The organism is Brevundimonas vesicularis (assembly GCF_044807075.1).
Classification (GTDB): Bacteria; Pseudomonadota; Alphaproteobacteria; order Caulobacterales; family Caulobacteraceae; genus Brevundimonas; species Brevundimonas vesicularis_G.
This window is the reverse complement of sequence record NZ_CP085234.1, coordinates 266,013-288,887: the sequence shown is the minus strand read 5'-3', so window position 1 is coordinate 288,887 and position 22,875 is coordinate 266,013. Positions and strand designations below refer to the sequence as shown.

The 22,875-nt window shown below is 68.7% G+C and carries 23 protein-coding genes; 9 read left to right on the top strand and 14 right to left on the bottom strand.

What is annotated here, in order from left to right; genetic code table 11:
• Nucleotides 1-127: 127 nt before the first annotated feature.
• A complete protein-coding gene (locus LG306_RS01440; RefSeq protein WP_039245802.1) occupies nt 128-856 on the bottom strand; it encodes a glycosyltransferase family 2 protein in 729 nt (242 codons plus the stop codon).
• Between the two features lie 76 nt (nt 857-932).
• On the opposite strand from LG306_RS01440, the gene LG306_RS01435 reads away from it, so the two are divergent.
• The 3 genes from LG306_RS01435 to LG306_RS01425 all read left to right on the top strand — a co-directional run bounded on the left by LG306_RS01435 (nt 933) and on the right by LG306_RS01425 (nt 4,044).
• Nucleotides 933-2,621: an ArnT family glycosyltransferase gene (locus LG306_RS01435; protein ID WP_404417469.1), complete on the top strand. Its 1,689-nt coding sequence runs from the start codon at nt 933-935 to the stop codon at nt 2,619-2,621.
• Nucleotides 2,621-3,535: a hydroxymethylglutaryl-CoA lyase gene (locus LG306_RS01430; protein ID WP_404417466.1), complete on the top strand. Its 915-nt coding sequence runs from the start codon at nt 2,621-2,623 to the stop codon at nt 3,533-3,535. The genes LG306_RS01435 and LG306_RS01430 overlap by 1 nt, the downstream gene beginning before the upstream one ends.
• Nucleotides 3,536-3,618: 83 nt before the next feature.
• The gene (locus LG306_RS01425) at nt 3,619-4,044 is read left to right on the top strand and encodes a hypothetical protein (protein WP_404417463.1); all 426 of its coding nucleotides are present in this window, start codon (nt 3,619-3,621) and stop codon (nt 4,042-4,044) included.
• 224 nt (nt 4,045-4,268) lie between these two features.
• On the opposite strand, the gene LG306_RS01420 is transcribed toward LG306_RS01425, so the two are convergent.
• The 3 genes from LG306_RS01420 to LG306_RS01410 form a co-directional block, all read right to left on the bottom strand.
• A complete protein-coding gene (locus LG306_RS01420; RefSeq protein ID WP_404417460.1) occupies nt 4,269-4,622 on the bottom strand; it encodes a hypothetical protein in 354 nt (117 codons plus the stop codon).
• The gene (gene phaR, locus LG306_RS01415; RefSeq protein ID WP_039245806.1) at nt 4,619-5,248 is read right to left on the bottom strand and encodes a polyhydroxyalkanoate synthesis repressor PhaR; all 630 of its coding nucleotides are present in this window, start codon (nt 5,246-5,248) and stop codon (nt 4,619-4,621) included. The genes LG306_RS01420 and phaR overlap by 4 nt, the downstream gene beginning before the upstream one ends.
• A 90-nt stretch (nt 5,249-5,338) precedes the next feature.
• Complete coding sequence (locus LG306_RS01410; RefSeq protein WP_017505478.1) at nt 5,339-6,052, bottom strand: hemolysin III family protein; 714 nt, start codon at nt 6,050-6,052, stop codon at nt 5,339-5,341.
• Between the two features lie 160 nt (nt 6,053-6,212).
• Here LG306_RS01410 and LG306_RS01405 point away from each other — a divergent pair, with 160 nt between their 5' ends.
• A complete protein-coding gene (locus LG306_RS01405; RefSeq protein WP_404417456.1) occupies nt 6,213-7,388 on the top strand; it encodes an acetyl-CoA C-acetyltransferase in 1,176 nt (391 codons plus the stop codon).
• Nucleotides 7,389-7,477: 89 nt separating this feature from the next.
• On the opposite strand, the gene htpX is transcribed toward LG306_RS01405, so the two are convergent.
• Nucleotides 7,478-8,443, bottom strand: a complete 966-nt coding sequence (htpX, locus tag LG306_RS01400; RefSeq protein WP_404417454.1) for a zinc metalloprotease HtpX — start codon at nt 8,441-8,443, stop codon at nt 7,478-7,480.
• Between the two features lie 86 nt (nt 8,444-8,529).
• Between htpX and LG306_RS01395 the strand changes: the two genes are divergently transcribed.
• Together LG306_RS01395 and LG306_RS01390 are read left to right on the top strand one after the other, a co-directional pair.
• Nucleotides 8,530-8,787 (top strand): DUF1674 domain-containing protein, encoded by a 258-nt coding sequence (locus LG306_RS01395; RefSeq protein WP_404417451.1) that lies wholly within the window; start codon nt 8,530-8,532, stop codon nt 8,785-8,787.
• 98 nt (nt 8,788-8,885) lie between these two features.
• Complete coding sequence (locus LG306_RS01390) at nt 8,886-10,046, top strand: hypothetical protein (protein WP_404417449.1); 1,161 nt, start codon at nt 8,886-8,888, stop codon at nt 10,044-10,046.
• Nucleotides 10,047-10,094: 48 nt separating this feature from the next.
• Here LG306_RS01390 and pyrF read toward each other — a convergent pair whose 3' ends face one another.
• Nucleotides 10,095-10,823, bottom strand: coding sequence for an orotidine-5'-phosphate decarboxylase (gene pyrF / locus LG306_RS01385; RefSeq protein ID WP_404417446.1), 729 nt, complete (start codon nt 10,821-10,823; stop codon nt 10,095-10,097).
• 83 nt (nt 10,824-10,906) lie between these two features.
• On the opposite strand from pyrF, the gene LG306_RS01380 reads away from it, so the two are divergent.
• Nucleotides 10,907-11,602: a MarC family protein gene (locus tag LG306_RS01380; RefSeq protein ID WP_017505485.1), complete on the top strand. Its 696-nt coding sequence runs from the start codon at nt 10,907-10,909 to the stop codon at nt 11,600-11,602.
• 4 nt (nt 11,603-11,606) lie between these two features.
• Here the strand turns inward: LG306_RS01380 and LG306_RS01375 are convergent, their stop codons facing one another.
• Nucleotides 11,607-12,005 (bottom strand): metallopeptidase family protein, encoded by a 399-nt coding sequence (locus LG306_RS01375; protein WP_404417441.1) that lies wholly within the window; start codon nt 12,003-12,005, stop codon nt 11,607-11,609.
• 130 nt (nt 12,006-12,135) lie between these two features.
• Between LG306_RS01375 and LG306_RS01370 the strand changes: the two genes are divergently transcribed.
• Nucleotides 12,136-14,457, top strand: a complete 2,322-nt coding sequence (locus tag LG306_RS01370) for an ATP-binding protein (protein ID WP_404417438.1) — start codon at nt 12,136-12,138, stop codon at nt 14,455-14,457.
• Here the strand turns inward: LG306_RS01370 and LG306_RS01365 are convergent.
• Nucleotides 14,454-16,100 carry a M28 family metallopeptidase gene (locus LG306_RS01365; protein WP_404417435.1) on the bottom strand — a complete coding sequence of 549 codons (1,647 nt, stop codon included), beginning with the start codon at nt 16,098-16,100 and terminating at the stop codon, nt 14,454-14,456. The two genes, LG306_RS01370 and LG306_RS01365, sit on opposite strands and share 4 nt — an antisense overlap.
• A gap of 37 nt (nt 16,101-16,137) precedes the next feature.
• The gene (locus tag LG306_RS01360) at nt 16,138-17,367 is read right to left on the bottom strand and encodes a TIGR03862 family flavoprotein (protein ID WP_404419614.1); all 1,230 of its coding nucleotides are present in this window, start codon (nt 17,365-17,367) and stop codon (nt 16,138-16,140) included.
• A gap of 64 nt (nt 17,368-17,431) precedes the next feature.
• On the opposite strand from LG306_RS01360, the gene greA reads away from it, so the two are divergent.
• Nucleotides 17,432-17,911: a transcription elongation factor GreA gene (greA, locus tag LG306_RS01355; RefSeq protein WP_295215526.1), complete on the top strand. Its 480-nt coding sequence runs from the start codon at nt 17,432-17,434 to the stop codon at nt 17,909-17,911.
• Nucleotides 17,912-17,914: 3 nt separating this feature from the next.
• Here the strand turns inward: greA and LG306_RS01350 are convergent, their stop codons facing one another.
• From LG306_RS01350 to miaB, 5 genes are read right to left on the bottom strand one after another with little or no spacing between them, the layout of a single operon-like run.
• Entirely contained in the window at nt 17,915-18,322 is a 408-nt protein-coding gene (locus tag LG306_RS01350) for a helix-turn-helix domain-containing protein (protein ID WP_404417431.1), read from the bottom strand.
• Between the two features lie 16 nt (nt 18,323-18,338).
• Complete coding sequence (gene lnt, locus LG306_RS01345) at nt 18,339-19,976, bottom strand: apolipoprotein N-acyltransferase (protein ID WP_404417428.1); 1,638 nt, start codon at nt 19,974-19,976, stop codon at nt 18,339-18,341.
• Nucleotides 19,977-19,980: 4 nt separating this feature from the next.
• Entirely contained in the window at nt 19,981-20,427 is a 447-nt protein-coding gene (ybeY, locus tag LG306_RS01340) for an rRNA maturation RNase YbeY (RefSeq protein WP_404417425.1), read from the bottom strand.
• On the bottom strand, nt 20,424-21,410 hold the full coding sequence (locus LG306_RS01335; protein WP_404417422.1) for a PhoH family protein: 987 nt from the start codon (nt 21,408-21,410) through the stop codon (nt 20,424-20,426). The genes ybeY and LG306_RS01335 overlap by 4 nt, the downstream gene beginning before the upstream one ends.
• The gene (gene miaB / locus LG306_RS01330; RefSeq protein ID WP_404417420.1) at nt 21,410-22,846 is read right to left on the bottom strand and encodes a tRNA (N6-isopentenyl adenosine(37)-C2)-methylthiotransferase MiaB; all 1,437 of its coding nucleotides are present in this window, start codon (nt 22,844-22,846) and stop codon (nt 21,410-21,412) included. The genes LG306_RS01335 and miaB overlap by 1 nt, the downstream gene beginning before the upstream one ends.
• Nucleotides 22,847-22,875: the final 29 nt, after the last annotated feature.

Genomic DNA, 22,875 nt, shown 5'->3' with positions numbered 1-22,875 from the left:
GCCCGGACGCCCCGGCGAAGGCCGGGGTCCAAGTTAACCGACGCTGAAATGCAGAAGGGCGGGACCGCAAGGTCCCGCCCTTTTTGTTTGCCTATCCTCTCTGCGAAGCGGGGAGGGTGTGGCTGTTTCAAAACTCCGAAATCGCGCCCGGCTTGCGGGACCGCGTCTTCAGCCACATCACGCCCAGGAGGTCCGAGACCGAGGCGCGCAGGCGGCCCCAGTTGGTGTATTTCGAGCGACCAACCTCGCGGTGGCGGTGATCCACGTCGAGATACTGGTTCTTGAACCCCTCGCGGATCATCAGGGCCGGCAGATAGCGGTGGATGTGATCGAAGTAGGGCAGCCGCAGGAAGACGTCGCGGCGGAAGGCCTTCAGCCCGCAGCCGGTGTCGTCGGCGTCATCGCCCAGCAGTTTGCGGCGGATGCGGTTGGCCCAGATGGAGGCTTGGCGTTTGGCCTCTGTGTCCTGGCGCTTGGCGCGACGACCGCCGACCAGGCCCACATCGCCGGGGGCGGCCAGAAGCGCATCGACCAGGCGAGGCGCATCAGCCGGCGGGTTCTGGCCGTCGCCGTCCATCGTCACCACGACCGGCGCGCGCGCGGCCAGGACGCCGGTTCGAACCGCCCGGCTCTGGCCCGCATTGGTCCCGTGGGCCAGGACGCGCAGCGCCGGCAGTTCGGCCATGGCGGCCTTCAGCTCGGCCAGGGTCGCGTCCCTGGACGCATCGTCCACGAAGATCATCTCGTACGAACGGCCGGCGAAGGCGGCGGCGATCTCGCGCGCCAGCGGCACGGCGGCGCCCGCCTCGTCATGGACGGGAACGACGACGGAGATTTCGGGCGTTTCGGGGGTCATCGGCGCTCCATAGAGGATAACGAGAGCTTAGGGGAGACGGCTGACGCAGGCGTGGTCGCCGTGTAAGGAGTCTGGAATGAAGACTTTCGATCTGGATGGCCGCATCGCCGGCTGGCGCGGGCCGGTTCTCGCGGCCCTGCTGACGCTGATCGCCGGGCTGCCGGGCCTGCTGCTGCTGCCGCCGCTGGATCGCGACGAGAGCCGGTTCGCCCAGGCTACGTCCCAGATGCTGGAAAGCGGCGACTATGTCGATATCCGCTATCAGGACGAGCCGCGCTGGAAGAAGCCGGTCGGCATCTACTGGATGCAGGCGATCGCCGTGGGCCTGACCTCGGATGTCGAAGACCGCGAAATCGCGCCCTATCGCATCCCGTCCCTGCTGGGCGCCATGCTGGCGGCCTGGGCCGTGGCCTGGGCCGGCTCGGCCATGCTGGGCAGCCGGGTCGGCTTCTTCGGCGGGGCCATCATGGGGGCGACCTTCCTGCTGTCGACCGAGGCCGGGATCGCCAAGACCGACGCCATGCTGTGCGGGGCGACGACCCTGGCCATGGCGGCGCTGGCGCGCATCTATATGGCGACGAAGGCGGGCGAACGGCCGATCCGGCCGCACAAGCTGCTGTTCTGGATCGGGATCGGGCTGTCGATCCTGATCAAGGGACCGATCGGGTTCCTGGTCGTGGCCCTGGCGATCATCGCCCTGTCGATCTGGGATCGGAACGTCAAATGGCTGTATCGCCTCGGCTGGGGGTGGGGCCTGCCGCTGGTCGCCCTGATGGTCGGACCGTGGGCCATCGCCATCACCATCGCCACCGACGGCGGTTTCTGGCGCGAGGCCATCGGCGGGGACCTGGCGCCCAAGATCGCCGGCGCGCACGAAAGCCATTCGGGTTTCCCCGGCATGTATCTGCTGCTGGCGCCCCTGCTGTTCTTCCCCTCGACCCTGCTGTTGCCCGCCGCCGTCTCGACGGGCTGGAGCCGACGCGCCGAGCCGGCGATCCGGTTCCTGGTCTGCTGGCTGGTCCCGGGCTGGCTGATGTTCGAACTGGCCCCGACCAAGCTGTGGCATTACACCCTGCCGACCTTCGGAGCGCTGGCCCTGCTGGCCGCCGCCGCCCTGGCCCAGCCCATCGGCAAGGTCTCGCGGATCACCGGGGCGGTGCTGGGCGCGTTCGCGGCCCTGCTGATCATCGGCATCACCGTCTATGGCTTGACCGTCTATGGCACCTCGACGGCCCAGACCTGGGCGGCGCTGACGGTGGTCATGGCGCTGGCGGCGGGGGCGATGGGGGGCTTCCTGCTGCTGAACCGCGCGCCGGTCGCAGCGCTGGTCGCTTCGTTGGCCTTCGGGATCGTGGCGCACGCGGCCCTGTCGGGCACGATCCGCCAACTGCGGCCCCTGGCCATCGCGCCCCAGCTTGAAAAGGCGCTGGAGGCGGCGGACCTGCACCCGCGTCAGGGCCGCACGCCGGGGCCGGTGGCGATCACCGGTTTCCATGAACCCAGCTTCGTCTTCCTGACCGGACGCGACACCGATCTGACCGACGCCCAGGGCGCGGCCGAGGCCCTTGCCGATGGGCGGCCCGCCATCGTCGAGGGACGTGACGCTGACGCCTTCCGGGCGGCTGCGGCGCGTCTGGGCGTGTCCGGTCGCGCGGTCGGGACGGTCAACGGCTACAACTATTCGGCAGGCGATCCGGTCAGCCTGACCGTCTATGCGCCGCCGCCCCGAAACGGGAACGGGAACGCCGCAGCGGGAGCCGAGTGATGGGCCGCTTCATCCAGATCGTCGAAGTCGGGCCGCGCGATGGGCTGCAGAACGAAAAGGCGGTGCTTGAGCCCGCGGTCCGCGCCGATCTGGTGCGGCGGCTCGAGCAGGCGGGGGCGAAGCGGATCGAGGCCGTCTCTTTCGTCCATCCCAAATATGTGCCGCAGATGTCCGGCGCCGAGGAGGTCATGGCCGCCCTGCCGCACGAGGCGGGGCGCAGCCGCATTGGCCTCGTGTTGAACGGCAAGGGCTATGACCGGGCGCTGGCGACCGGGGTGGACGAGGTCAATGTCTCGGTCGCCGCCACCGACGGCTTCGGCCTGAAGAACCAGGGCTTGGCGGTGAAGGATCAACTGGCCATGCTGGGCGAGATCGTCGCCCGCCGTCACAACGCGGAGGCCAGCGAGGGCGCGCAGTCGCTGTCGGCCATGATCTCTTGCGTCTGGGGCTGTCCGTTCGACGGCGAGGTTTCCGTCGACCAGGTCGCGGACATGGTCGGCGCCATCGCCGAGATGGGCGTCGGCGAGATCGGTTTGGCCGACACCATCGGCGCGGGCGATCCCTGGGCGGTGACGAAAAAGGTCGAGGCGGCCAGGGCGGCCGCGCCCGACGCGACCCTGCGTCTACATTTCCACGACACCCGCAACACCGGCCTGGCCAACGCCTATGCCGGCGTCGAGGCGGGGATCGACGTGCTGGACGCCTCGGTCGGGGGAATCGGCGGCTGTCCGTTCGCGCCGGGCGCCACGGGAAACATCGCCACCGAGGACCTGGTCTATATGCTGGCGGGGGGCGGGTTCGAGACCGGCTATGACCTCGACGCCCTGATCGCGACGGCGCGCTGGATCGGCGAGGCCATCGGCCGGCCGGCGCCGTCAGCGCTCAGCCGGGCAGGTGGATTTCCCAAGGCTTGAACCTTTGTGGCGGTGTTTCGCAAACGGCGCTAAATCAGGGTGAATAGGCGTAGCCGTTGGACCGGCTGCGAAGAGGACCGTCCATGCTGCTCGCCATTCCGCTGCTGCTGATCCCGGTGGTGCTCTACAATATTGTGGTGCTGTTCGGCGCGCCGAGCGGGGCGGGGATGGTGCAGGCGGACGTGCTGCTACGCGATCCGCTGTTCTCGATCACCATGACCTCGGGCGCGCAATGGACGATCGGGTCCGGCGACTTGATCCTGCTTCTGGGTCTGATCCTGCTTTTCTTCGAGCTGGTGAAGTCGACCTCCAGCCAGCGGATCGCCATCATCAATCACGCCTTGTCGATGATCCTGTTCATCGGCGTGCTGGTGGAGTTCCTGCTGCTGCCGGGGTTCGCGACCTCGACCTTCTTTCTGATCGTGATCATGATCCTGCTGGACGTCCTGGCCGGGTTCATCGTGACCATCATCGCGTCGCGCAAGGATTTCGATTTCGGCGGGGCGTAAGCCGAACGGCCTCAAGTCGCGCAAAGCGCGGTAGGCCCTAAGAAACATGCGCTCAAGCAGCGCGAAGCGCGGTAGCGCTTACGAAAATGCCGTGAAGATCAAGGCGACGACGGCGACGTCGAAGGCTTTGGCGGCGAGGGCGAAGACGGCGGGCATGGGCGGGTCCGGCTGAGAGCGTTCTGCCTCGCCCCCAGCAAACCCCGTGCCGCCCGAGCGGCGTCAGCTCAGATGTCGGTCTTGGCGGTCTTGCCTGTTTTCGGACGACGCTCGGCCGCGCCCGAATATTCGGTTCCGAGGTAGGCGGAGCGGGCAGCATCCAGCACCGGCGGGCCGCCGCGCAGGCCGCGTTTCTGCCCGCTCTGGCCCATCTGCTGGGCCACGAAGGCGGCGGCGCCGGGCTCGGGCGTCGGCAGGACGGCAGCTCTTGCCGGGGCCGGTTGGGGCTCGACGATCTCAGGCGCATCGACGGGGACCAGGGCGCGCGAGGCGGATCGGGCGCGCCGCTCGCGCTCGCGGCGTTCGCCTTCGCGGCGATCCACGCGGTCCGGTCCGCCGACGGCCTGGATCCGGTCGGTCATTTGCCCTTGCCGCCCGCCAGCTTTTCGATCTGACGGCGCATCTCGTCCATCTGGCGACGCATCTCGTCCAAGGCGTCAGGCGCCTCCGGCGGCGGGGCCGGCTCGGCCTTGTCATCGGACGCGGCGGGCGTCGGTTCGGCGCGGGGATAGGTGAAGGCCGGGAACATCTGCATGGCGCGCTCGAACATCGCCATATTGGCGCGCGCGGCGTCCTCCATCAGGGTCGCGCCCGCGCCGGTTCCGAAGGCGCGGCCCATCTGACTGGCGAACTGCTCCTGCTGACGACCGAAGTTGGCCAAGGACATCTCCAGATAGGAGGGCAGGACGCCCTGCATCTGACCGCCGTAGAAGCCGATGAGCTGGCGCAGGAACTGAACCGGCAGCAAGGCCTCGCCCCGGCTCTCTTCCTCGAAGATGATCTGGGTCAGGATCTGGCGGGTCAGGTCGTCGTTGGTCTTGGCGTCATAGACGACGAACTCCGTCCCCTCGCGCACCATGGTCGCCAGATCTTCCAGCGTCACATAGGCGCTGGTCCGCGTGTTGTAGAGCCTGCGGTTCGCATACTTCTTGATGACGACCTGAGCGCTGTCGCCGGTCTTTCCACCCTTGGTCTTTTCGTCAGCCACGCTTGTTCTCGCGATGTTGCAACGCGTCACTATCCTCCGTTGCGACGCGATGCGCCAGAGGGGGCGAAACCGGCGGGAACGGACGGTCGATCAGTGGCTCATGGCCGGGGCCAGCACGACGCCGACCAGCACCGCCGTCCAATGTACGGTCGCTCCGGTGACGACGAAGCCGTGCCAGATGGCGCGGCGGAACTTCACGCGCGGGCTGATGAAGACGAAGACCCCGGCGGTGTAGATCAGGCCGCCGATGACCAGCAGGGCCAGAGCGATCGGATGCACCGTCTCGACCATCGGCTTCAGGGCCGCGACCGCCAGCCAGCCGAAGACGACGTAGACGCCGCTCCAGAACTTGTCCGAGATGCGCGGCGCGAACAGCTTCACCCCGGCGCCGAGGAAAGCCAGGGTCCAGATCAGGGTGGTGAAGCCGATGGCCCACAGACCCTCGAACCGCTGGGTGGTGAAGGGAGTGTAGCTGCCCGCGATCATCAGAAAGATCGCCGCCTCGTCCAGTCGCCGCAGCACGGGCCGCGCGGCGCAGGGGTTGGTCCAGTTGTAGATGGTCGAGGCCGTCAGCATGCCGACGAGGCACAAGGCGTAGATGGCGGTCGCCATCACGCCGCCGATCCCCGCATAGACCCCGGCCAGACCCGCCAGGATGATGCCGCCGACCGCCGCAAGCATCAGGCCGACGACGTGGACCCACAGATCCGCCAGCTTTTCCGCGCGCGTCGGATAGTGCTCGATCATGTCCAGCTCGTCCGGCGTGCAGACGTGGGTGACAAGACGTTTCAGCGTGCGCAGCATGGACCTTCCAATCCGTCGATCGCCTCTATCGTTCCGCGACAATGCGCCGACAGGGTGACGATTGGCTGAATCGCGCCCTGTCGATGTCGTCGCAGGTGACGAACGCGCTGCAATGCGGCAAAACGGTCACGCCGAGTTATTCTCCAAAGAGTGAAATCCCATGACCGACGTCGTCATCGTTTCCGCCGCGCGCACCCCGGTCGGCTCCTTCCTGGGCGCCCTGTCGTCCCTTCCGGCGTCCAAGCTGGGCGAGATCGCCATCAAGGCGGCGCTGGAACGGGCCGGTGTTTCCGGCGATGAGGTTGACGAGGTGATCCTGGGTCATGTGTTGCAGGCCGCCGCGGGTCAGGGCCCGGCGCGCCAGGCCGCCGTGGGCGCGGGCGTTCGAAAGGAAGCCGCCGCCTGGAGCCTGAACCAAATCTGCGGTTCGGGCCTTCGCGCCGTCGCCATCGCCGCCCAGCAGATCGCTCTGGGCGACGCCAGGATCGTGGTCGCCGGCGGCCAGGAGAGCATGAGCCAGGCGCCGCACGCCCAACAGCTTCGCAACGGGCACAAGATGGGCGACGTCGCCCTGATCGACACCATGGTCAAGGACGGCCTGTGGGACGCCTTCAACGGCTATCACATGGGTCAGACGGCCGAGAACATCGCCGAAAAATGGTCCATCAGCCGCGAGGCGCAGGACGAATTCGGGCTGGCCAGCCAGCACAAGGCCGAGGCGGCCCAGAACGCCGGCAAGTTCGAAGACGAGATCACGCCGGTCGTCATCCCCGGCCGCAAGGGCGATGTGACGGTCGACAAGGACGAATACATCCGCCACGGCGCGACGCTTGAGCTGATGCAGAAGCTCAAACCCGCCTTCACCAAGGACGGCAGCGTCACCGCCGCCAATGCCTCCGGGCTGAACGACGGGGCCGCCGCCCTGGTGCTGATGAGCGCCGACGAGGCCAAGGCGCGCGGGCTGGAGCCGCTGGCCCGCATCGCCTCCTACGCCACCGCCGGCGTCGATCCGTCGATCATGGGCACGGGACCGATCCCGGCGTCCAAGAAGGCGCTGGAAAAGGCGGGCTGGAGCGTCGCCGATCTGGATCTGGTCGAGTCCAACGAGGCCTTCGCCGCCCAGAGCCTGTGCGTGGTCAAGGAGCTGGGTCTCGACCCGGCCAAGGTCAACGTCAACGGCGGCGCCATCGCCATCGGCCACCCCATCGGCGCCTCGGGCGCGCGCATCCTGACGACGCTTCTGTTCGAGATGAAGCGCTCGGGCGCGAAGAAGGGTCTGGCGACCCTGTGCATCGGCGGCGGCATGGGCGTGGCCCTGTGCGTCGAGCGCGCGTGACCTGACGTCATCGCCCATGCGGGCGAGGCTTTATCGCGCCATTACTGCTGATCCGGACGCCGCCGTAATGGCGGCGTCCGGCGTGATGTTCACCCCCAGGGGCCGCGCGGCTCGCTCGGGGTGGTCGGGACACCAGTGGTGGTGAAACCGGCAGCCGGTCGCGGCTGGGTCAGATCCGCCGTTTGGGCGCGGGACTGCATGCCCATCTTCGCGCCCAGTTCCATCAAGGCCCGGACGCGGTTTCCCGTCGCGGGATGGGTCGAGAACAAGTTGTCCGCGCCACGGCCCGCCAGCGGATTGATGATGAACATCTGACCCGAGGCCGGATTGCGCTCGGCCGTCTGATTGGTGATCCGCCGGGCGTAGGCGTCGATCTTCTGCAGGGCCGAAGCCAGGGCCTGGGGATCGCCGGCGATTTCGGCGCCGACGCGGTCGGCCTCATATTCGCGGCCCCGGCTGATGGCCATCTGCACCAGACCGGCGGCCATGGGCGCCAGCAGCATCAGGGCGATCGTGCCGATAATGCCGCCCGGCCGCTCGCGGTCGTTGCCGCCGAAGAACAGGGCGAAGTTGGCGAGCGCCGCGATGGCGCCGGCGATGGTCGCCGTCACCGTCATGATCAGGGTGTCGCGGTTCTTCACATGGGCCAGCTCGTGCGCCATCACCCCGCGCACCTCCTCGCGCGTCAGCATGTCCAGCAGGCCGGTGGTGGCGCAGACGGCGGCGTTCTCGGGGTTTCGGCCCGTGGCGAAGGCGTTGGGCTGATCATTGGGAATAATGGCGACCTGCGGCTGGGGCAGGCCGGCGTCGCGGGCCATCTGGCGCACGTCGGCGACATAGTTCCTGACCACGGCGTTCGGGTGCTGCTCGTCGACCGGCTGGGCCCGGTACATCTTCAGCACGATCTTGTCGGCGTTCCAGTAGCTGAACAGATTCATCCCGCCCGCGAACAGCAGGGCGATCGCCATGCCGGTCGCGCCGCCGATCAGATAGCCGACCCCTGCGAACAGGGCCGTCATCGCCGCCAACAGAATGAAGGTCTTCAGATGGTTCATCGCGGTTCCATTCCCGATCCGTCTGGCGTCCCGGGCTTGAACCTCTATTTGAGAGAAGGCGCATCAAGCCTCAAGGGAGCCGCCCTGTGACCGAACATCCCACCCTGGCGCCGAATGACGCCGACGAAACGCCGGCTGCGGCGCCCGTCTTCAACGCCGACGTGCCCCACGCCACGCCTGAACGGCCGCTCAGCGAGGCCGCGCGGCGCGCGCTTCAGGAAGCGGCGGATCGTCGCGCGGCGGAAACGACCGTTCAGGCGGACACGGAATACGGCGGTCCGACCGGCCCCGAACCGACCCGTTTCGGCGATTGGGAGAAGAAGGGCCTGGCGATCGATTTCTAACCCGCCGAGCCTGCTGCAACGGGCGCAAAGGTTAACCACGCCTTAAGAAACAGGCGCCGGACTTGCCAGTGTCGGGACAACTCAGAGGAGTCTGTCCCGTGACGATACAGTCGATACTTACCGCCGCGTCGGCGGCTCTGCTGCTCTCCGCAGCGCCCGCTCTGGCCGGTGGTCCCGGTCACGGGGGTTATGGCGGCGGCCACCCCGGCGGCGGCTGCGGCGGGGGATGCGGCGGCGGCGGTCACTATGGCGGCGGCAACTACAACGCCAATCACAACGTCAATGTGAACGTGAACGGCGGCGCCTACGCCAATGCCAACGCTAACGCCTATGCGAGCGCCTCCAGCTATTCGGCGAGCAGCGCCCGATCCTATTCCAGTTCGTCCAGCTTCCAGCGCGGCTATGTCGGCGGCGGCACGACCTATGTCGGAAGCGGCGGCTATTCGGACGGCTACTACGGCGGCGGCTATGTCGGCGGCGTCAGCGCGACCTCGGTTCTGGTCGGTCGCCCGCCGGTCAGCGCTCCGGTCGGCTATCCGGTCTATGGCTTCGGCCGTGACTATATCGGCTGGCGTCCGTACCCGGGCCGTCCGGTCGACTGCAACTGCCGTCCGCCGGTTCGCCCGCCGGTTCGCTACGAACACCGCTATGAGCAGCATTACGAGCAGGGTTACGTCGATCAGCCGCCGGTCTATGTCCAGGCGCCGCCCGTCCAGATCGCGCCGCAGCGCATCTATGTCGCGCCTTCGCAGGTCAGCATGGCGCCGCCCCAGATCGAGATGGGACCGCCCACCTATATCGAACAGCCGCCCATCTATGTGCAGGCGCCGCCGGTGAACATCGGGCCGCAACGCGTTCAGGTGGCTCCGTCGCAGGTGAACCTGGCCCCGGCCCAGGTCGATGTCGGCCCGCCCGTCTATGTCGATCAGGCCCCGGTCTATGTGCCGTCGGCGCCCGTCGACATCGGTCCGCAACACATCCAGGTCGCCCCGGCCCAGGTCAATGTCGCGCCTGCCCAGGTCGAGGTTGGCGGCCCGGTCTATGTCGATCAGTCGCCGGTCTATGTGCAGTCCGCGCCGGTCAATGTGGCCCCGGCCCAGGTCTATGTTGCGCCGCCGGAAGTGAACACGGCCCCGCCGCCTTCTCCGCCCCCGCCGCCGACGTCGGGCTACTACGGCGACCTGCCGCCGCCCGAGGCGCCCGCGCCCCACGCCCCGCCGCGTCACGGCTATGCCCAGGAGCCGGGTGAGCGCGGCTGATCGCCTCGCGCGAGAGCAACCGAAGACGAACGGTCGCCCTGGTCTGTCTCAGATCAGGGCGATCTGCTGTGCGATCTCTTGCGCGGCCGCGCGCGGATCGCTCGACGCCGTGATCGGCCGGCCGATCACCAGATGGGTCGCGCCGGCTTCAAGCGCCGCCTGTGGCGTCGCCGCTCGCGCCTGGTCGTCCAGCGCGGCGCCGACCGGGCGCACGCCGGGCGTCACGATCAGGAAGTCGGGCCGGCCAGCCTCGACCGCCAGAGCCCGAGCGCGGGCCGCCTCATGCGGGCTGGAGACGACGCCGTCGATCCCGGCCTCCAGCGCCTGACGCACGCGCCGTTCGACCAGATCGGCCGGCGACAGGCTGTGGTCGTCGGCGGCCAAATCCTCGGCCTTCAGGCTGGTCAGGACCGTAACCCCCAGCACCTTCATCTTCGAGCCCGCCGCGCCGCGCGCCGCCGCCGCCATGACCTGGGGCCGCGCATGGACCGTCAGCAGGTCGCAGTCGGCGCCCGCCAGATTGGCCGTCGACTTCTCCACGGTCGCGCCGATGTCGTGCAGTTTCCAGTCCAGGAAGATCTTTCGCCCGTGCGCCTTCAGCTCACGCGCCAGCGCCATGCCATCGACCGCGAACAGTTGCAGTCCGACCTTGTAGAAGCCGATCGCATCGCCGATCCGCTCAGCCAGTGCGGCCGCCTCGGCCGTCGTCGGCACGTCCAGGGCGCAGATGATCCGCTCGTCGGGCGCACGATCGGAGGCGGTTTGGGGATCGGTCATCGACGGACTCGCGCTGAGCGGCTATGCCGGACACGAGGGCGCGTCGGCAGGGCGGCGTGATGGATTGAGGGCGAGGGCAGGCGATGAACGCAGTCGACTTGGGTGTCAACCTGTTCGTGACCCTGTTCGCCCTGCTGGACCCGATCGGCAATCTGCCGATCTTCGCCGCCGCGACGGCCGGGGCGACCCTGCGTCAGCGGATTTCGGTCTCGGCCCTGATCTGCGCCTTCGCCGCCGTTTTCCTGGCCTTCTTCCTGTTCACGGGCCTGGGCCTGTTGCAGTTCTTCGGCATTTCGCTGGCGGCGTTTCGCATCGCGGGCGGCATACTGCTGCTGTTCCTGGGTCTGGACATGGCGCGCGGCGACTTCCTGGCCATGTTCGCCGACAAGGATGCGCTGGCGGATTCCAAGGACGTGCGCGGCTATGCCCGCAGGCGGTTCCAGCGTCTGGTCGTGCCCTTCGCCATTCCGCTGATGATCGGCCCCGGCGCCATTTCGGCGGTCATCATTCAGGCGGGCGAGGCGGCCAAGCTGGGCTACGCCGGGACCATGGGGTCGCTGGTGGCGATCGCGGCGGCCTGCGCCGTCTCCTTCGTCTGTTTCGCCCTGACCGGGTCGCTCAGCCGCCTGCTGGGCGAGGTTGGGATGGCGATCATCGTCAAGGTGCTGGGCCTGATCCTGTGCGCCCTGGCGATCCAGTTCATCCTGCTGGGCCTGGGCGAGGCCATCCCCGGCATGATCTCCGGCGCCGTGACGACGCCCTATCCGGCGACGAAATAAGGGGTCAGTCCGCGTCGTCCTCGATGGCGTGGATGTCATCGTCGGTCAGACCGAGGTGGTGGCCGATCTCATGGATCAGGACGTGGGCGATCAGTTCGCCGATCCCCACGTCGCCGCGCTCGCACCATTCGTCCAGGATGGGACGGCGATAAAGAAAGACCCGCGACGGCTCGGCCGCCGGGCCCAGGCTGTCGCGCCGGCCGATGTCCACGCCATGGTACAGGCCCGTCAGCTCGAACGGATCCTCGATCTCCATCTCGGCCAGCGTCGCCTCGTCGGCGAAGTCATCGATGCGGATGACCACCTCGCCCGCCGCGTCTTTGAACGGTCTGGGCAGGGCGTCGAACGCCTCCTGCGCCAGGCGGGCGAAGTCATCGAGGGAGGGAGCGATCGGGTCGGTCATGTCCGCGATATCACAGCCCCGACGCCCTGCCGCAACGGGGCGCGATGACGCGATTACGAGACTGCCGCTTTTTCGCGCGCTTGGAGTATGGTTAGCGAATCGGGGCTGAGACTCTTCTCCAGGGACACGAATGGCCGAGGCCGACATCGCCTATGTCGCCACAGCGGGCGCAGCCGGACTGGCCATGGCCGTCAGCGCCTGGGCCTTGCTGCTGCGTGGGCGTTTGCATGAAACCGCCGTCGCCGCCGAGCGCGAGCGGGTCGAGGCCCTGGCCGACCTCAGCCGCCATGACGCCATGCTGCGCGCCTTCGACGACGTCAGCCTGGCCCTGACGCCGGATGGGCAGGCGGCCGGTCTGCCGATCGGTTCGGCCGAACTGATCGCGCGGCTGGCGGGTGAGGACGCCGAGGCCGGGGCCGCCGTCCTGAACAAGCTCCGGATCACCCACGGCGCCCTGATCGACGCCCTGGTTCACGAAGGTCAGGCGTTCGAAGGTCTGGTCGCGCTGGACGATGTGGAGCCTTGGCGGATCGAGGGACGGGTCGCGGGCGGTTCGGCCTGGCTGCGGCTGTCGCCCGCCTCGCGCTTCACCCTGACCGGGGCGGATGCGACCGAAAGCGGCCTGGCCCTGTTGGGCGACGCCTCGCCGACCCCGACTTGGGTCGTGGACGGGACCGGCAAACTGGCCTGGGCCAACCGCGCCTGGCTGAACGAGACCAATGCCGAGAGCATCGACGACGCCGTCGAAAAGGGCGTGTCCTTCGACCGCGGCGCCGACGCCCTGGTCGCCGAGGCCGCGCGGCTGGGCGTGCGACAGGAGGGCTTCCGCTGGACGACCGGCGGGGGCGCGCGGCGCGCCTGGCGCATCATCGCCGAACCGGCGGGCGGCGGCGCCGTCACCGCCTTCGCCATCGAGGTGACCGAGGCGGAAGAGACGCGCGACACCCTGCGCCGCCACGTCGACGCCCATGACGAAACGCTGAACCACCTGGCCGACGCCGTCGCCATCTTCGGCCCGCAAAAGCGGCTGGCCTTCCACAATACCGCCTTCCAGACCCTGTTCGACATCGACGCGGCCTGGCTGGACGAACGTCCGACCCATGCCGAGCTGCTGGACCGCCTGCGCCAGCGTCGCAGCCTGCCCGAGGTCGTCGACTACGCCGGCTGGAAGGCGCGGGAGCTGGAGTTCTATGGCGCGTCGGAGGCTTCGCCGGACGACAGCTGGTCCCTGCCGGACGGGCGCACCCTGCGCGTCGTGCGCCAGCCGCACCCGCTGGGCGGCATTCTGCTGATTTTCTCGGACATCACCGACGAGCTGAAGCTGCGCAGCCGCTTCAACGCCCAGATCCAGGTCCAGCGCGCAACGCTGGACAAGCTGAACGACGCGGTGGCCGTGTTCGGCTCGGACGGCCGGCTGCGGCTGCACAATGAGGCGTTCGAGACCTTCTGGAACCTGTCGGCGGACAAGATCGCGACAGCCTCGGATTTCGACACCCTGGCCGAACTGTGCAAGGCGGTGCTGCCCGATCCCGCCCTGTGGCTGGGGCTGAAGGCGCGCGTCGCCGATCCCGATCCCGAAAGCCGCGTCGCCATCTCGGGCGAGGGCCGGACCGTGGACGGTCGCGTCGCCGCCTGGCAGACCCGCCCCCTGCCGGACGGCGCGACCCTGGTCGCCTTCTCGGACGTGACGGCCCGACGCGGGCTGGAGCAGGCGCTTGTGCAGCGCGAGCAGGCGCTAGCCGAAAGTCAGGCGCTGAAGCGCGAGTTCGTGGGCAGCGTCTCCTATGAGCTGCGCACGCCGCTGACGACCATCGTCGGCTATTCCGAACTGCTGGAGACGATGGGCGACCTGCCCGAGCGCAGCCGCCAGCACGCGGGCGCCATCCGCATCGCCGCCAGCCAGCTGGCCCGCTCCATCGACGACGTGTTGGACATGGCCCAGATCGACGCCGGCGAGATGGAGCTGTCGCTGGGCGACCTCAGGGTCTGCGACCTGTTGAGCCAGGCCGCCGAAAAGGTCCGAGCGCGGGTCGAGGGACGCGGCGCCACACTCACCGTTTCCTGTCCTGCCGATCTCAAACCCATCCGCGCCGACGAACACCGTATCGGCCAGGCGCTGGATCATCTGCTGGAGAATGCGACGCGCGCCGTGTCCGAAGGCGGGGCGGTTGAGCTGAAAGCCGAGGCCGGCCCGTCCGAAATCCGCCTGACGGTGTCGGACACCGGGCGCGGCATTCCCTATCACCTGCAGGCCCACGTCTTCGACCGCTTCGTGCGGCGCGAGAGGGGCGGTCCCGGCGTGGGTCTGGCCCTGGTCAAGGCCCTGGTCGAACTGCACGGCGGCTGGGCCGAGGTCGAAAGCGAGCCGGGCAAGGGCGCCGCCTTCATCCTGCATCTGCCGCTGGGCGCCGCGACCACCGCCGCCGCGCCCGAGCTTCAGCTGGAAATCTAGCGCCGCGAGGCCTTCGAGGCGTCCCGCGCCGGGCCGAACTCGGCGCCCGCGTTCCAATCCGGCCACTGATCGCCGTCCGTCAGCTCGCGACCGACGGCGTAGATCAGGGCGACATCGGCGGCGGCGGCGTCCATCGTCCAGGTCGAATCCCATTCGTCCGTGGGCTGATGATAGCGGTTCTGGACGTAGTCGCGGCTGGCCGCGCTGGCGCCGGTGAAGCCCGCCGCCGGGAACAAGGCCGGCACGCCCTTCAGCGCCAGCGGGAAATGGTCCGAACGATAGAAGGCCCCGGCCTGGGGCGCCGGATCGGCGATCAGGGTGCGGCCCGTCTCGGTCGCGTGGCGCGCCAGAATGTCGTCCAGCTGGTTCTTGCCCTTGCCGATGACGACGACGTTGGGGTCGATCTCGGTCCCCGGCAGCAGGCTGTCGACGTTGATGTTGGCGACCGTGGTCTCCAGCGGCCAGACCGGGTTGGCGGCGTAATAGGTTGAGCCCAGGAGGCCCGCCTCCTCGCCCGACCAGGCGGCGAAGACGACCGATCGTTTGGGGCGCGGACCTTCGGCGAAGGCGTGGGCCAGTTCCAGCAGGGCCGCGACGCCGGTCGCATTGTCCACCGCCGCATTATAGATCTTGTCGCCCTGGGCGTTCGGCGTTCCGACGCCGTAGCCGTCCCAGTGGGCGCCGTACATGACGGTCTCGTTCGGGCGTTCCGAACCGGGAATGCGGGCGATGACGTTCTTGGTCTCCACCTTGTCGGCGATCTGGCCGAAATCGACGCTCATCGTCAGGCCGGGCAGGACGACGGGCTTGAAGTCGGCCTTGCGGGCGCTGTCCTTCAGGGCGGCGAAATCGAGGCCGGCGGCGGTGAACAGCTCTTCCGCCTTGGCGCGTTGGATCCAGCCCTGGAACGCCGCGCGCTCGGCGTCGGGGTCAGCGCGCACGATGTCGAACTTGGGCGCGGCCGATGAGTTCTGCAGCGTCGACCAGGGATAGCCGGCGCCGGCCGTCTCATGCACCACCAGCACGCCCGCCGCGCCACGACGACCCGCCTCCTGGAACTTGTAGGTCCAGCGGCCATAGAAGGTCATGGCGTTTCCGTCGAACTTGCCCGCGACCGGATCGCCGTCGGGCGCCTGGAAGTCGGGATCGTTGACCAGGACGACGATGACCTTGCCGCGCACGTCCACGTCCTTGAAATCGTCCCACTGGCGCTCCGGCGCCGTGGCGCCATAGCCGACGAAGACCACGGGCGCGTCGGTCACGGTGATGTGGTTGGTCGGCCGGTCGCTGGACACCAGGACATCGGGACCGCGCTCCAGGCTGATGGTCTTGCCGCCGACGGTCGCGGCGACGGTCGCCGGACCGTCCTGGCGCGTGCGCGACAGATGGGCGACCTGGACGAAGGCGCCGTCTGGCCCACCGCCTTGGGCCCCCGCGGCCTTGAACTGTTCGACCAGCCAGGCGACGGTCTTTTCCTCGCCGGCTGAGGCGGGGGCGCGGCCTTCGAACTCGTCCGACGCCAGGACCCGAACCGACTCATTCATCCGCGCGGCGTCGATGTTCGGCGTCGTCTCCTGCGCCAGGGCCGAAGAGCAGGCCATCATCAGGGCCAGGATGGAAACAGCGGGGAAGGCGTGGCGCATCGGATACTCCTGATCGAACCGCGCGACCCTGCCTTTCTCAGTTCCGGCTGTCGAGCCAGTCGATGACGCCCTCGGCCGCGACGACGGCGGAGGCGAAGCTGGCCTGAAGCAGATAGCCGCCGGTCGGCGCCTCCCAATCCAGCATCTCGCCGGCGACGAAGACCCCCGGTCGCGCAATCAGCATCAGCCGTTCGTCCACGCCGTCCAGTTTGACGCCGCCCGCCGAGGAGATCGCCCGCTCCAGTCCCTGAACGCCGGTCAGGGTCAGCGGCATGGCCTTGATCCGCTCGGCCAAGGCCCGAGGCGAAGCGGGCAGGGGGCCGGCCTCATACAGCAGGGCCACGGCGGCCGCCTCCAGTCCGGCCACCTTGCGCAGATGGTTCGACAGGCTGGCCTTGCCGCGCGGTTTCGACAACCGGTCGGTCAGTTTTCCGATCGCCACATCGGGCTTCAGGTCGATCTGGATCTCGGCGCGCCCTTCGGTCTCGACCGCCGTCCTCAGCGCCGCGGACAGCGCATAGATGACCCCGCCCTCGATGCCGTAGCGGGCGATCATCGCCTCGCCCCGCGCGGTCCGCTCGCCATGGGCGATAGCGACGCCTTTCAGCGGCTGGCCCGCGAATCGATCACGGAACAACGCCGACCAGGCGACGTCGAAGCCGACATTGGCTGGCCGGAACGGCGACACGGCGGCGCCCTGCGCTTTGAGCCACGGCGTCCAGGCGCCGTCCGAGCCCAGACGCGGCCAGCTGGCGCCGCCCAGAGCCAGGACCACGGCGTCGGGTCGTTCCAGTCGCTCCCCGTCCGGCGTCTCGAATGTCAGCGCGCCGTCGCGCCAACCGGTCCAGCGCGAGCGCGTGCGAATCTCGACGCCCTGCGCCTCCAGCCGCGCTAGCCAGGCCCGCACCAGCGGCGAAGCCTTCATGGTCTTGGGAAACACCCGCCCGCTGGAGCCGACGAAGGTCTCTTGCCCCAGCGCCTCGACCCAGGCGGTCAGGTCGGCAGGCGTGAACTGGTCGATCCAGGCGGCGGCCGTCGGCTGGGCGGGGCCATAGCGGGTCAGGAACCGATCGAGCGGTTCCGAATGGGTCAGGTTCAGACCGCCGCGCCCGGCCATCAGCAGCTTGCGCGCCACGGACGGCATCCGGTCGTGCACCACGACCGTCGCCCCTGCCTGCGCCAGCCGTTCGGCCGCCATCAGCCCTGCTGGGCCGGCGCCGATCACATGAACGGTGCGAGAGGTCGTAAGACGGGGCGACTGTTGCATGGCGTGGCTTTGCGCGCTTGCGGCCGCGCTGGCTATAGGCGTCGTCATCGCTATGTTCCGTGTCATGAGCGTTGCCTTCACCCGCGAAGAAGATCTGGAAGCCACCGCCGCCGACCTGGCGGACCGCCCGATCTCGCCCCATCCCAATCTGGTCACGCCCGAGGGGCTGGCCGCGATCGAGGCCGAACTGGCCTCGGCCCGCGCCGCCTATACCGCCGCCCAGGTGCAAGGCTCGATCGAGAGCGACCGCACCGCCATGGCCCGCGCGACGCGGGACTTGCGCTACTGGTCCGCCCGGCGCGCCTCGGCCCAGTTGGTCGAGCCCAGTGAAGACGACGGGGCCGTGCGGTTCGGGGGTTCGGTCTCCATCGAGCGCGAGGACGGGCGCGCCCAGACCTGGCGCATCGTCGGCGAGGACGAGGCCGATCCGGCCGCCGGCTCGGTCAGCCATGTCTCGCCCTTGGCCCGCGCCGTCATGGGCAAAAGGGTCGGCGACGAGGTGACGGTGGCTGGTCAGTCGGCTGAGATCGTCGCGGTCGGCTAGATCTCAGTCCTGGGCGTCGTCGTCGCCCAGCATATCCCGCATCATGTCCAGGATCAGCTTCTGCTTGCGCGCCGGCAGGCGGGGCGCCAGTCGCGTGATCTCGACGCTGGTCTTGGTGGGGCGATGCTCGTGGTCGAAGGCGGGCGCCTCTTCGGCGACCCCGACCGTCGCGCTGCTGTAGCCGTCGAAGAAGAAGGGGATGCCGACCTTCATGAACTCGGCCATCTCGAACAGTTTCGAGGCCGAGACGCGGTTCGTGCCCTTCTCGTACTTCTGCACCTGCTGGAAGCTGACGCCGACGGCCTTGGCCAGGGCGGTCTGGGTCAGGCCCAGGTCGAGACGCTTTTCCTGAACGCGACGGCCGACGTGGCGATCGACGGGGTGCGGATCCTCGTCCTTTTCACGCGCCATCGCCGTCACCCTTCACCTAGATCGCCACTCGACTTCCCTGGACCCTAGATCGCCGGATCGACGGCCACAAGGACAGGATGAACGCTGTTAGCATTGAGAAAAAGAACAGGAAATCGCCAAATCGACCATAGGGCGTGACGCCCGTCGGACGGGGTAGGGGAGCGTCGATGACGCCCATGACGCCCGGCTCCAGCCGTTGACCCTCGACGATGCGTCCCCACGGGTCGATCATGGCCGAAATGCCCGTCGGGGTGGCGCGCGCGATGGGCAGGCCGGTCTCGATCGCGCGATAGCTGGCCAGATTCAGATGCTGGCGCGGGCCCGAGGTCGCGCCGAACCAGGCGTCGTTCGACGCATTGACGATCCACTCGGGGCGTCCAGCCGCGCCGGGCGTGAAGCCGGGATACAGGCTCTCATAGCAGATCAGCACCTGCGCCGGCGGAGCGCCCGGAACCGAAATCGGGGCCGGCGTCGGTCCGGCGGAAAAGTCGCTGGGCATGTGCACCAGGCTGCGCAGGCCGATGGACGTCATGATCGACCCCAGGGGCAGGTATTCGCCGAACGGCACCAGCCGGTGCTTGTCATAGACGGCGGCGACCCGAAGACCCGCCCCCCCTTCGTCGGCCAGGGCGAACAGGCTGTTGTAATAGCGCGCGCCCTCGGGCGCGGTCAGGTCCGGCGCGCCGCGCGCCAGACCCATCAGCAAGGTCTGTCCGGGACGCAGGGCGCCCGCGATGGCCTGGGCGTCGGCGGAGGCGAAGACGTCGTTGGCCGAGGCGGGCAGGGCGCCTTCAGGCCAGACCACGACGTTGGGCGTCCGCGCCGCCGCCTGACCCGTCAGGGCGACATAGCGATCGACGATGGAGCGATAGGCCTCGGGCGACCATTTGGTCTCCTGCTTCACATCGGCCTGAACCAGGCGGACGACCGTGTCGGTGAACTGAAGGTCCGATTGCGCCAGCCTGACGGCGCCGAAGCCGCCGACGGCGATCAGGGCCAAGGCGCCCAGGCCTGCGGAGATCAGGCGGCTGCGCTTGTCGCCCGGCCCGATCAGGGGCGCGAAAGCCGCCGTGGCCGCCACCGTCACCAGGCTCAGCCCATAGACGCCGACGACCGATGCGAACTGGGACATGCCGCCGCCCGCGCGCCAGGTCGCGCCGGCCGGGTTCCACGGAAAGCCCGTCAGCACATGCCCGCGCAACCATTCGGCCGCGCAGAACAGGGCGGCGAACAACAGCACCCGCACGGCGCCCAGCGGCGCGAACCGACGATAGAGGGCGCAGGCCGTCCCCCAGAACAGCCCCAGGCCCGCCGGGAGCAGGCTGGCCGCGAACGGCGCCATCCACGCTTGTTCAGGATTGACGAAAAACGCCTCGGCCACCCACCAGCAGCCGACGAAGAAATAGGCGAACCCCGCCAGCCACCCCATCCAGAAGGCGCCGCGCGCCGTGTCGGACCGCTCCGACAGGATCATCAGCAGCGGATAGCCCAAAAGCCCGATCAGCACTCCGAATGGCGGATGAGCAAAGGCCGTCCCGGCGCCGGCCAGCAGCGCCAGAACGATGCGGATCAGCCGCCACGTCAGGGCGCGCTTCCTGTCGGGCAGGGCGCGGATCGGGGCCGCGAAACGGTCCAGCAGGGCGTCGGGGAACATCGGGTCAGTCCTGCTCGGCGAGATAGGGGTCGGCGACGCCGATCTGGGCCAGGATGTCGCGCTCCTCGGCCTCCATCTCCTCGGCCTCGGCGTCGTCTTCGTGGTCGCGGCCCAAGAGGTGCAGCACGCCGTGGACGACCAGATGGCTCAGATGATCGGCCAAGGGCTTGCCTTGCGCCTCGGCCTCGGTCGCGCAGACGCCGTAAGCCAGAACGATGTCGCCCAGATGCGGAAAGGCGTTCTCCGGCGCGGGGAAGGACAGGACATTGGTCGGCTTGTCCTTGTCGCGAAAGCGGCCGTTCAACTCGCGCACGGCGGCGTCGTCGGTCAGCAGGACGACGGTGTCGCCCTGCACGGCGCCCAGCGCGGCCTGCGCCGCGCGTTCGACGACGGCCTCGGTGTCCGGCAGGGCGGCGGTCCAGGCCTCGGCCTCGATTTCAATCTCGATCATGCGAGGTCTTCGAGGTCCGGGGCGGGGCGTCCGCGCGCGGCGTCGGCGTCATAGGCGCGCACGATCCGCTCGACCATGGCGTGACGCACCACGTCAGACGCCTCGAACTTCAGGATGCCGACGCCCTGGACGCCGTCCAGGATCCGCAGGGCGTGGGCCAGGCCGGAATCGCGCGGATTCAGCAGGTCGATCTGCGACGGGTCGCCCGTCACCACCATCCGCGCGCCCTCGCCCAGGCGTGTCAGCACCATCTTCATCTGCAGGCGGCTGGTGTTCTGGGCCTCGTCGACGATGACGAAGGCGTGGCTCAGCGTGCGGCCGCGCATGAAGGCGATGGGGGCGGCTTCGATCTCGCCCTTGTCGCGGCGACGCTGCACGTCCTCGGCGCCCAGAATGTCATTCAGCGCCTCCCAGATCGGCGCCAGATAGGGATCGACCTTTTCGTTCAGGTCGCCGGGCAGGAAGCCCAGCTTCTCGCCCGCCTCGACCGCCGGACGGGTGATGACCAGCCGGTCCACCTGCCCCCGCCGCAGCAGCGATGCGCCATAGGCCGCCGCCAGAAAGGTCTTGCCGGTGCCCGCCGGGCCGACGCCGAAGCTCAGTTCGCACCGGCCCAGCATGTCCAGATAGGCGGCCTGCGCCTTGGTCTTGGGCACGATGGCGCCGCGCTTGCCGCCCGGCAGCGACACGCCCGCCGCCGCCATGCCCGGCGTGCCGCGACCGCCGCGCGCCTGGCCTAGGGCCGCACGCACGTCGGCCTCGGTGACTTCGGCGCCCAGGGTCGCGCGCTTGGCCAGATCCTCGATCACCTGGCGGGCGTCCGTGCGGTCGCGTGCGCCGCCGTTGACGGAGACCCCGCCGCCCGGAGCCTCGACCAGGACCTTGAACGCGTCCTCGATCAGGGCGACGTGGCGACTGTTCGGCCCGATGACCGCCCGCAGTTCGGCATCGTTCAAGGGGACGAATTCAGACTCACGCGCCATCAAGCGGCCTTTTCTTTTTGGGCTATCGCCGAGCCTGCGGGACCCGGCTGCTTGAGCCCGTCTGCTATGAGCCGGCCTGACAGACTGTTCTGCTGGCCGGCGATGATCTCGACCGGAACGATCTGCCCGATCAGATGATCCGCGCTATCGACATGGACCGATTGAAGATATGGGGATCGACCGATCGCTTGGCGACGGTGGCCGTGCCGTCCCGGCTTGTCGAACAGGACGTTCAGCGTCCGGCCGGCCTGAGCCGCATTGAAGGCGGTCTGCTGTTCCGTCAACAGGGCGATCAGGCGATGCAGTCGGTCTTTGACGACGTCCGGCTCCACCTGTTTGCCCATGCCCGCCGCCGGCGTGCCTGGTCGCGGCGAATAGGCGAAGGCGAAGGCCCCCGCGTAGTTCACACGCTGCACCAGATCCAGCGTGTCCTCGAACTCCCGATCCGTCTCACCGGGGAAGCCGACGATGAAGTCGCCCGCGATGGCGATATCGGGCCGTGCAGCGCGGATCCGGTCGATCAGGTCGAAATATTTCTGACGCCCGTGTTTGCGGTTCATCGCCCGCAAAATCCGGTCCGACCCCGCCTGAACCGGAAGGTGCAGATAGGGCATCAAGGCGTCCAGATCGCCATGCGCGGCGATCAACTCATCGGCCATGTCGTTGGGATGGCTGGTCGTATAGCGGATGCGGTCCAGGCCAGGGATCTCGGCCAGGGCATAGGCCAGTTCGGCCAGGGTCGCCTTGCGCCCGTCCGGCCGCTCGCCGTCATAGGCGTTGACGTTCTGGCCCAGCAGGGTGACCTCGCGCACGCCCCGATCCGCCAGTTGTCTCGCCTCTTCCAGCACCGCCGCCATCGGTCGCGACCATTCGGCGCCGCGCGTATAGGGCACGACGCAGAAGGTGCAGAACTTGTCGCAACCCTCCTGCACCGTCAGGAAGGCGGTCGGCCCCTCGGTGAAGCGGGCTGCGGGCAGGGCGTCGAACTTGTCGTCGGGAGCGAAGTCGGCGCCGATCCGCTCGCCCCGCGCCCGCGCCGTGCGGGTCAGAAGCTCGGGCAGTTGGTGATAGGCCTGGGGACCGACGACGATGTCGACGGCCGGTTGACGCCGCATGATCTCCTCGCCCTCGGCCTGGGCGACGCAGCCGGCGACGGCGATGGTCAGGTCCCCGCCGGTCTCGCGCCGGATATCGCGCATCTCGCGCAGCTTGCCGAGCTCGGAATAGATCTTCTCAGCCGCCTTCTCGCGGATGTGGCAGGTGTTCAGGATGACGAAGTCGGCGGCCTTTACGTCGTCGGTGACGCCATAGCCCAGCGGGCGCAGCACATCGGCCATGCGCTCGGAGTCATAGACGTTCATCTGACAGCCGTAGGTCTTGATGAACAGACGCTTCTCGGGCGCCGTCTCGACTTGAGGAACCAGGATATCGGTCATCGTGGGCTTATGATCGCCCGCAAGCGTCG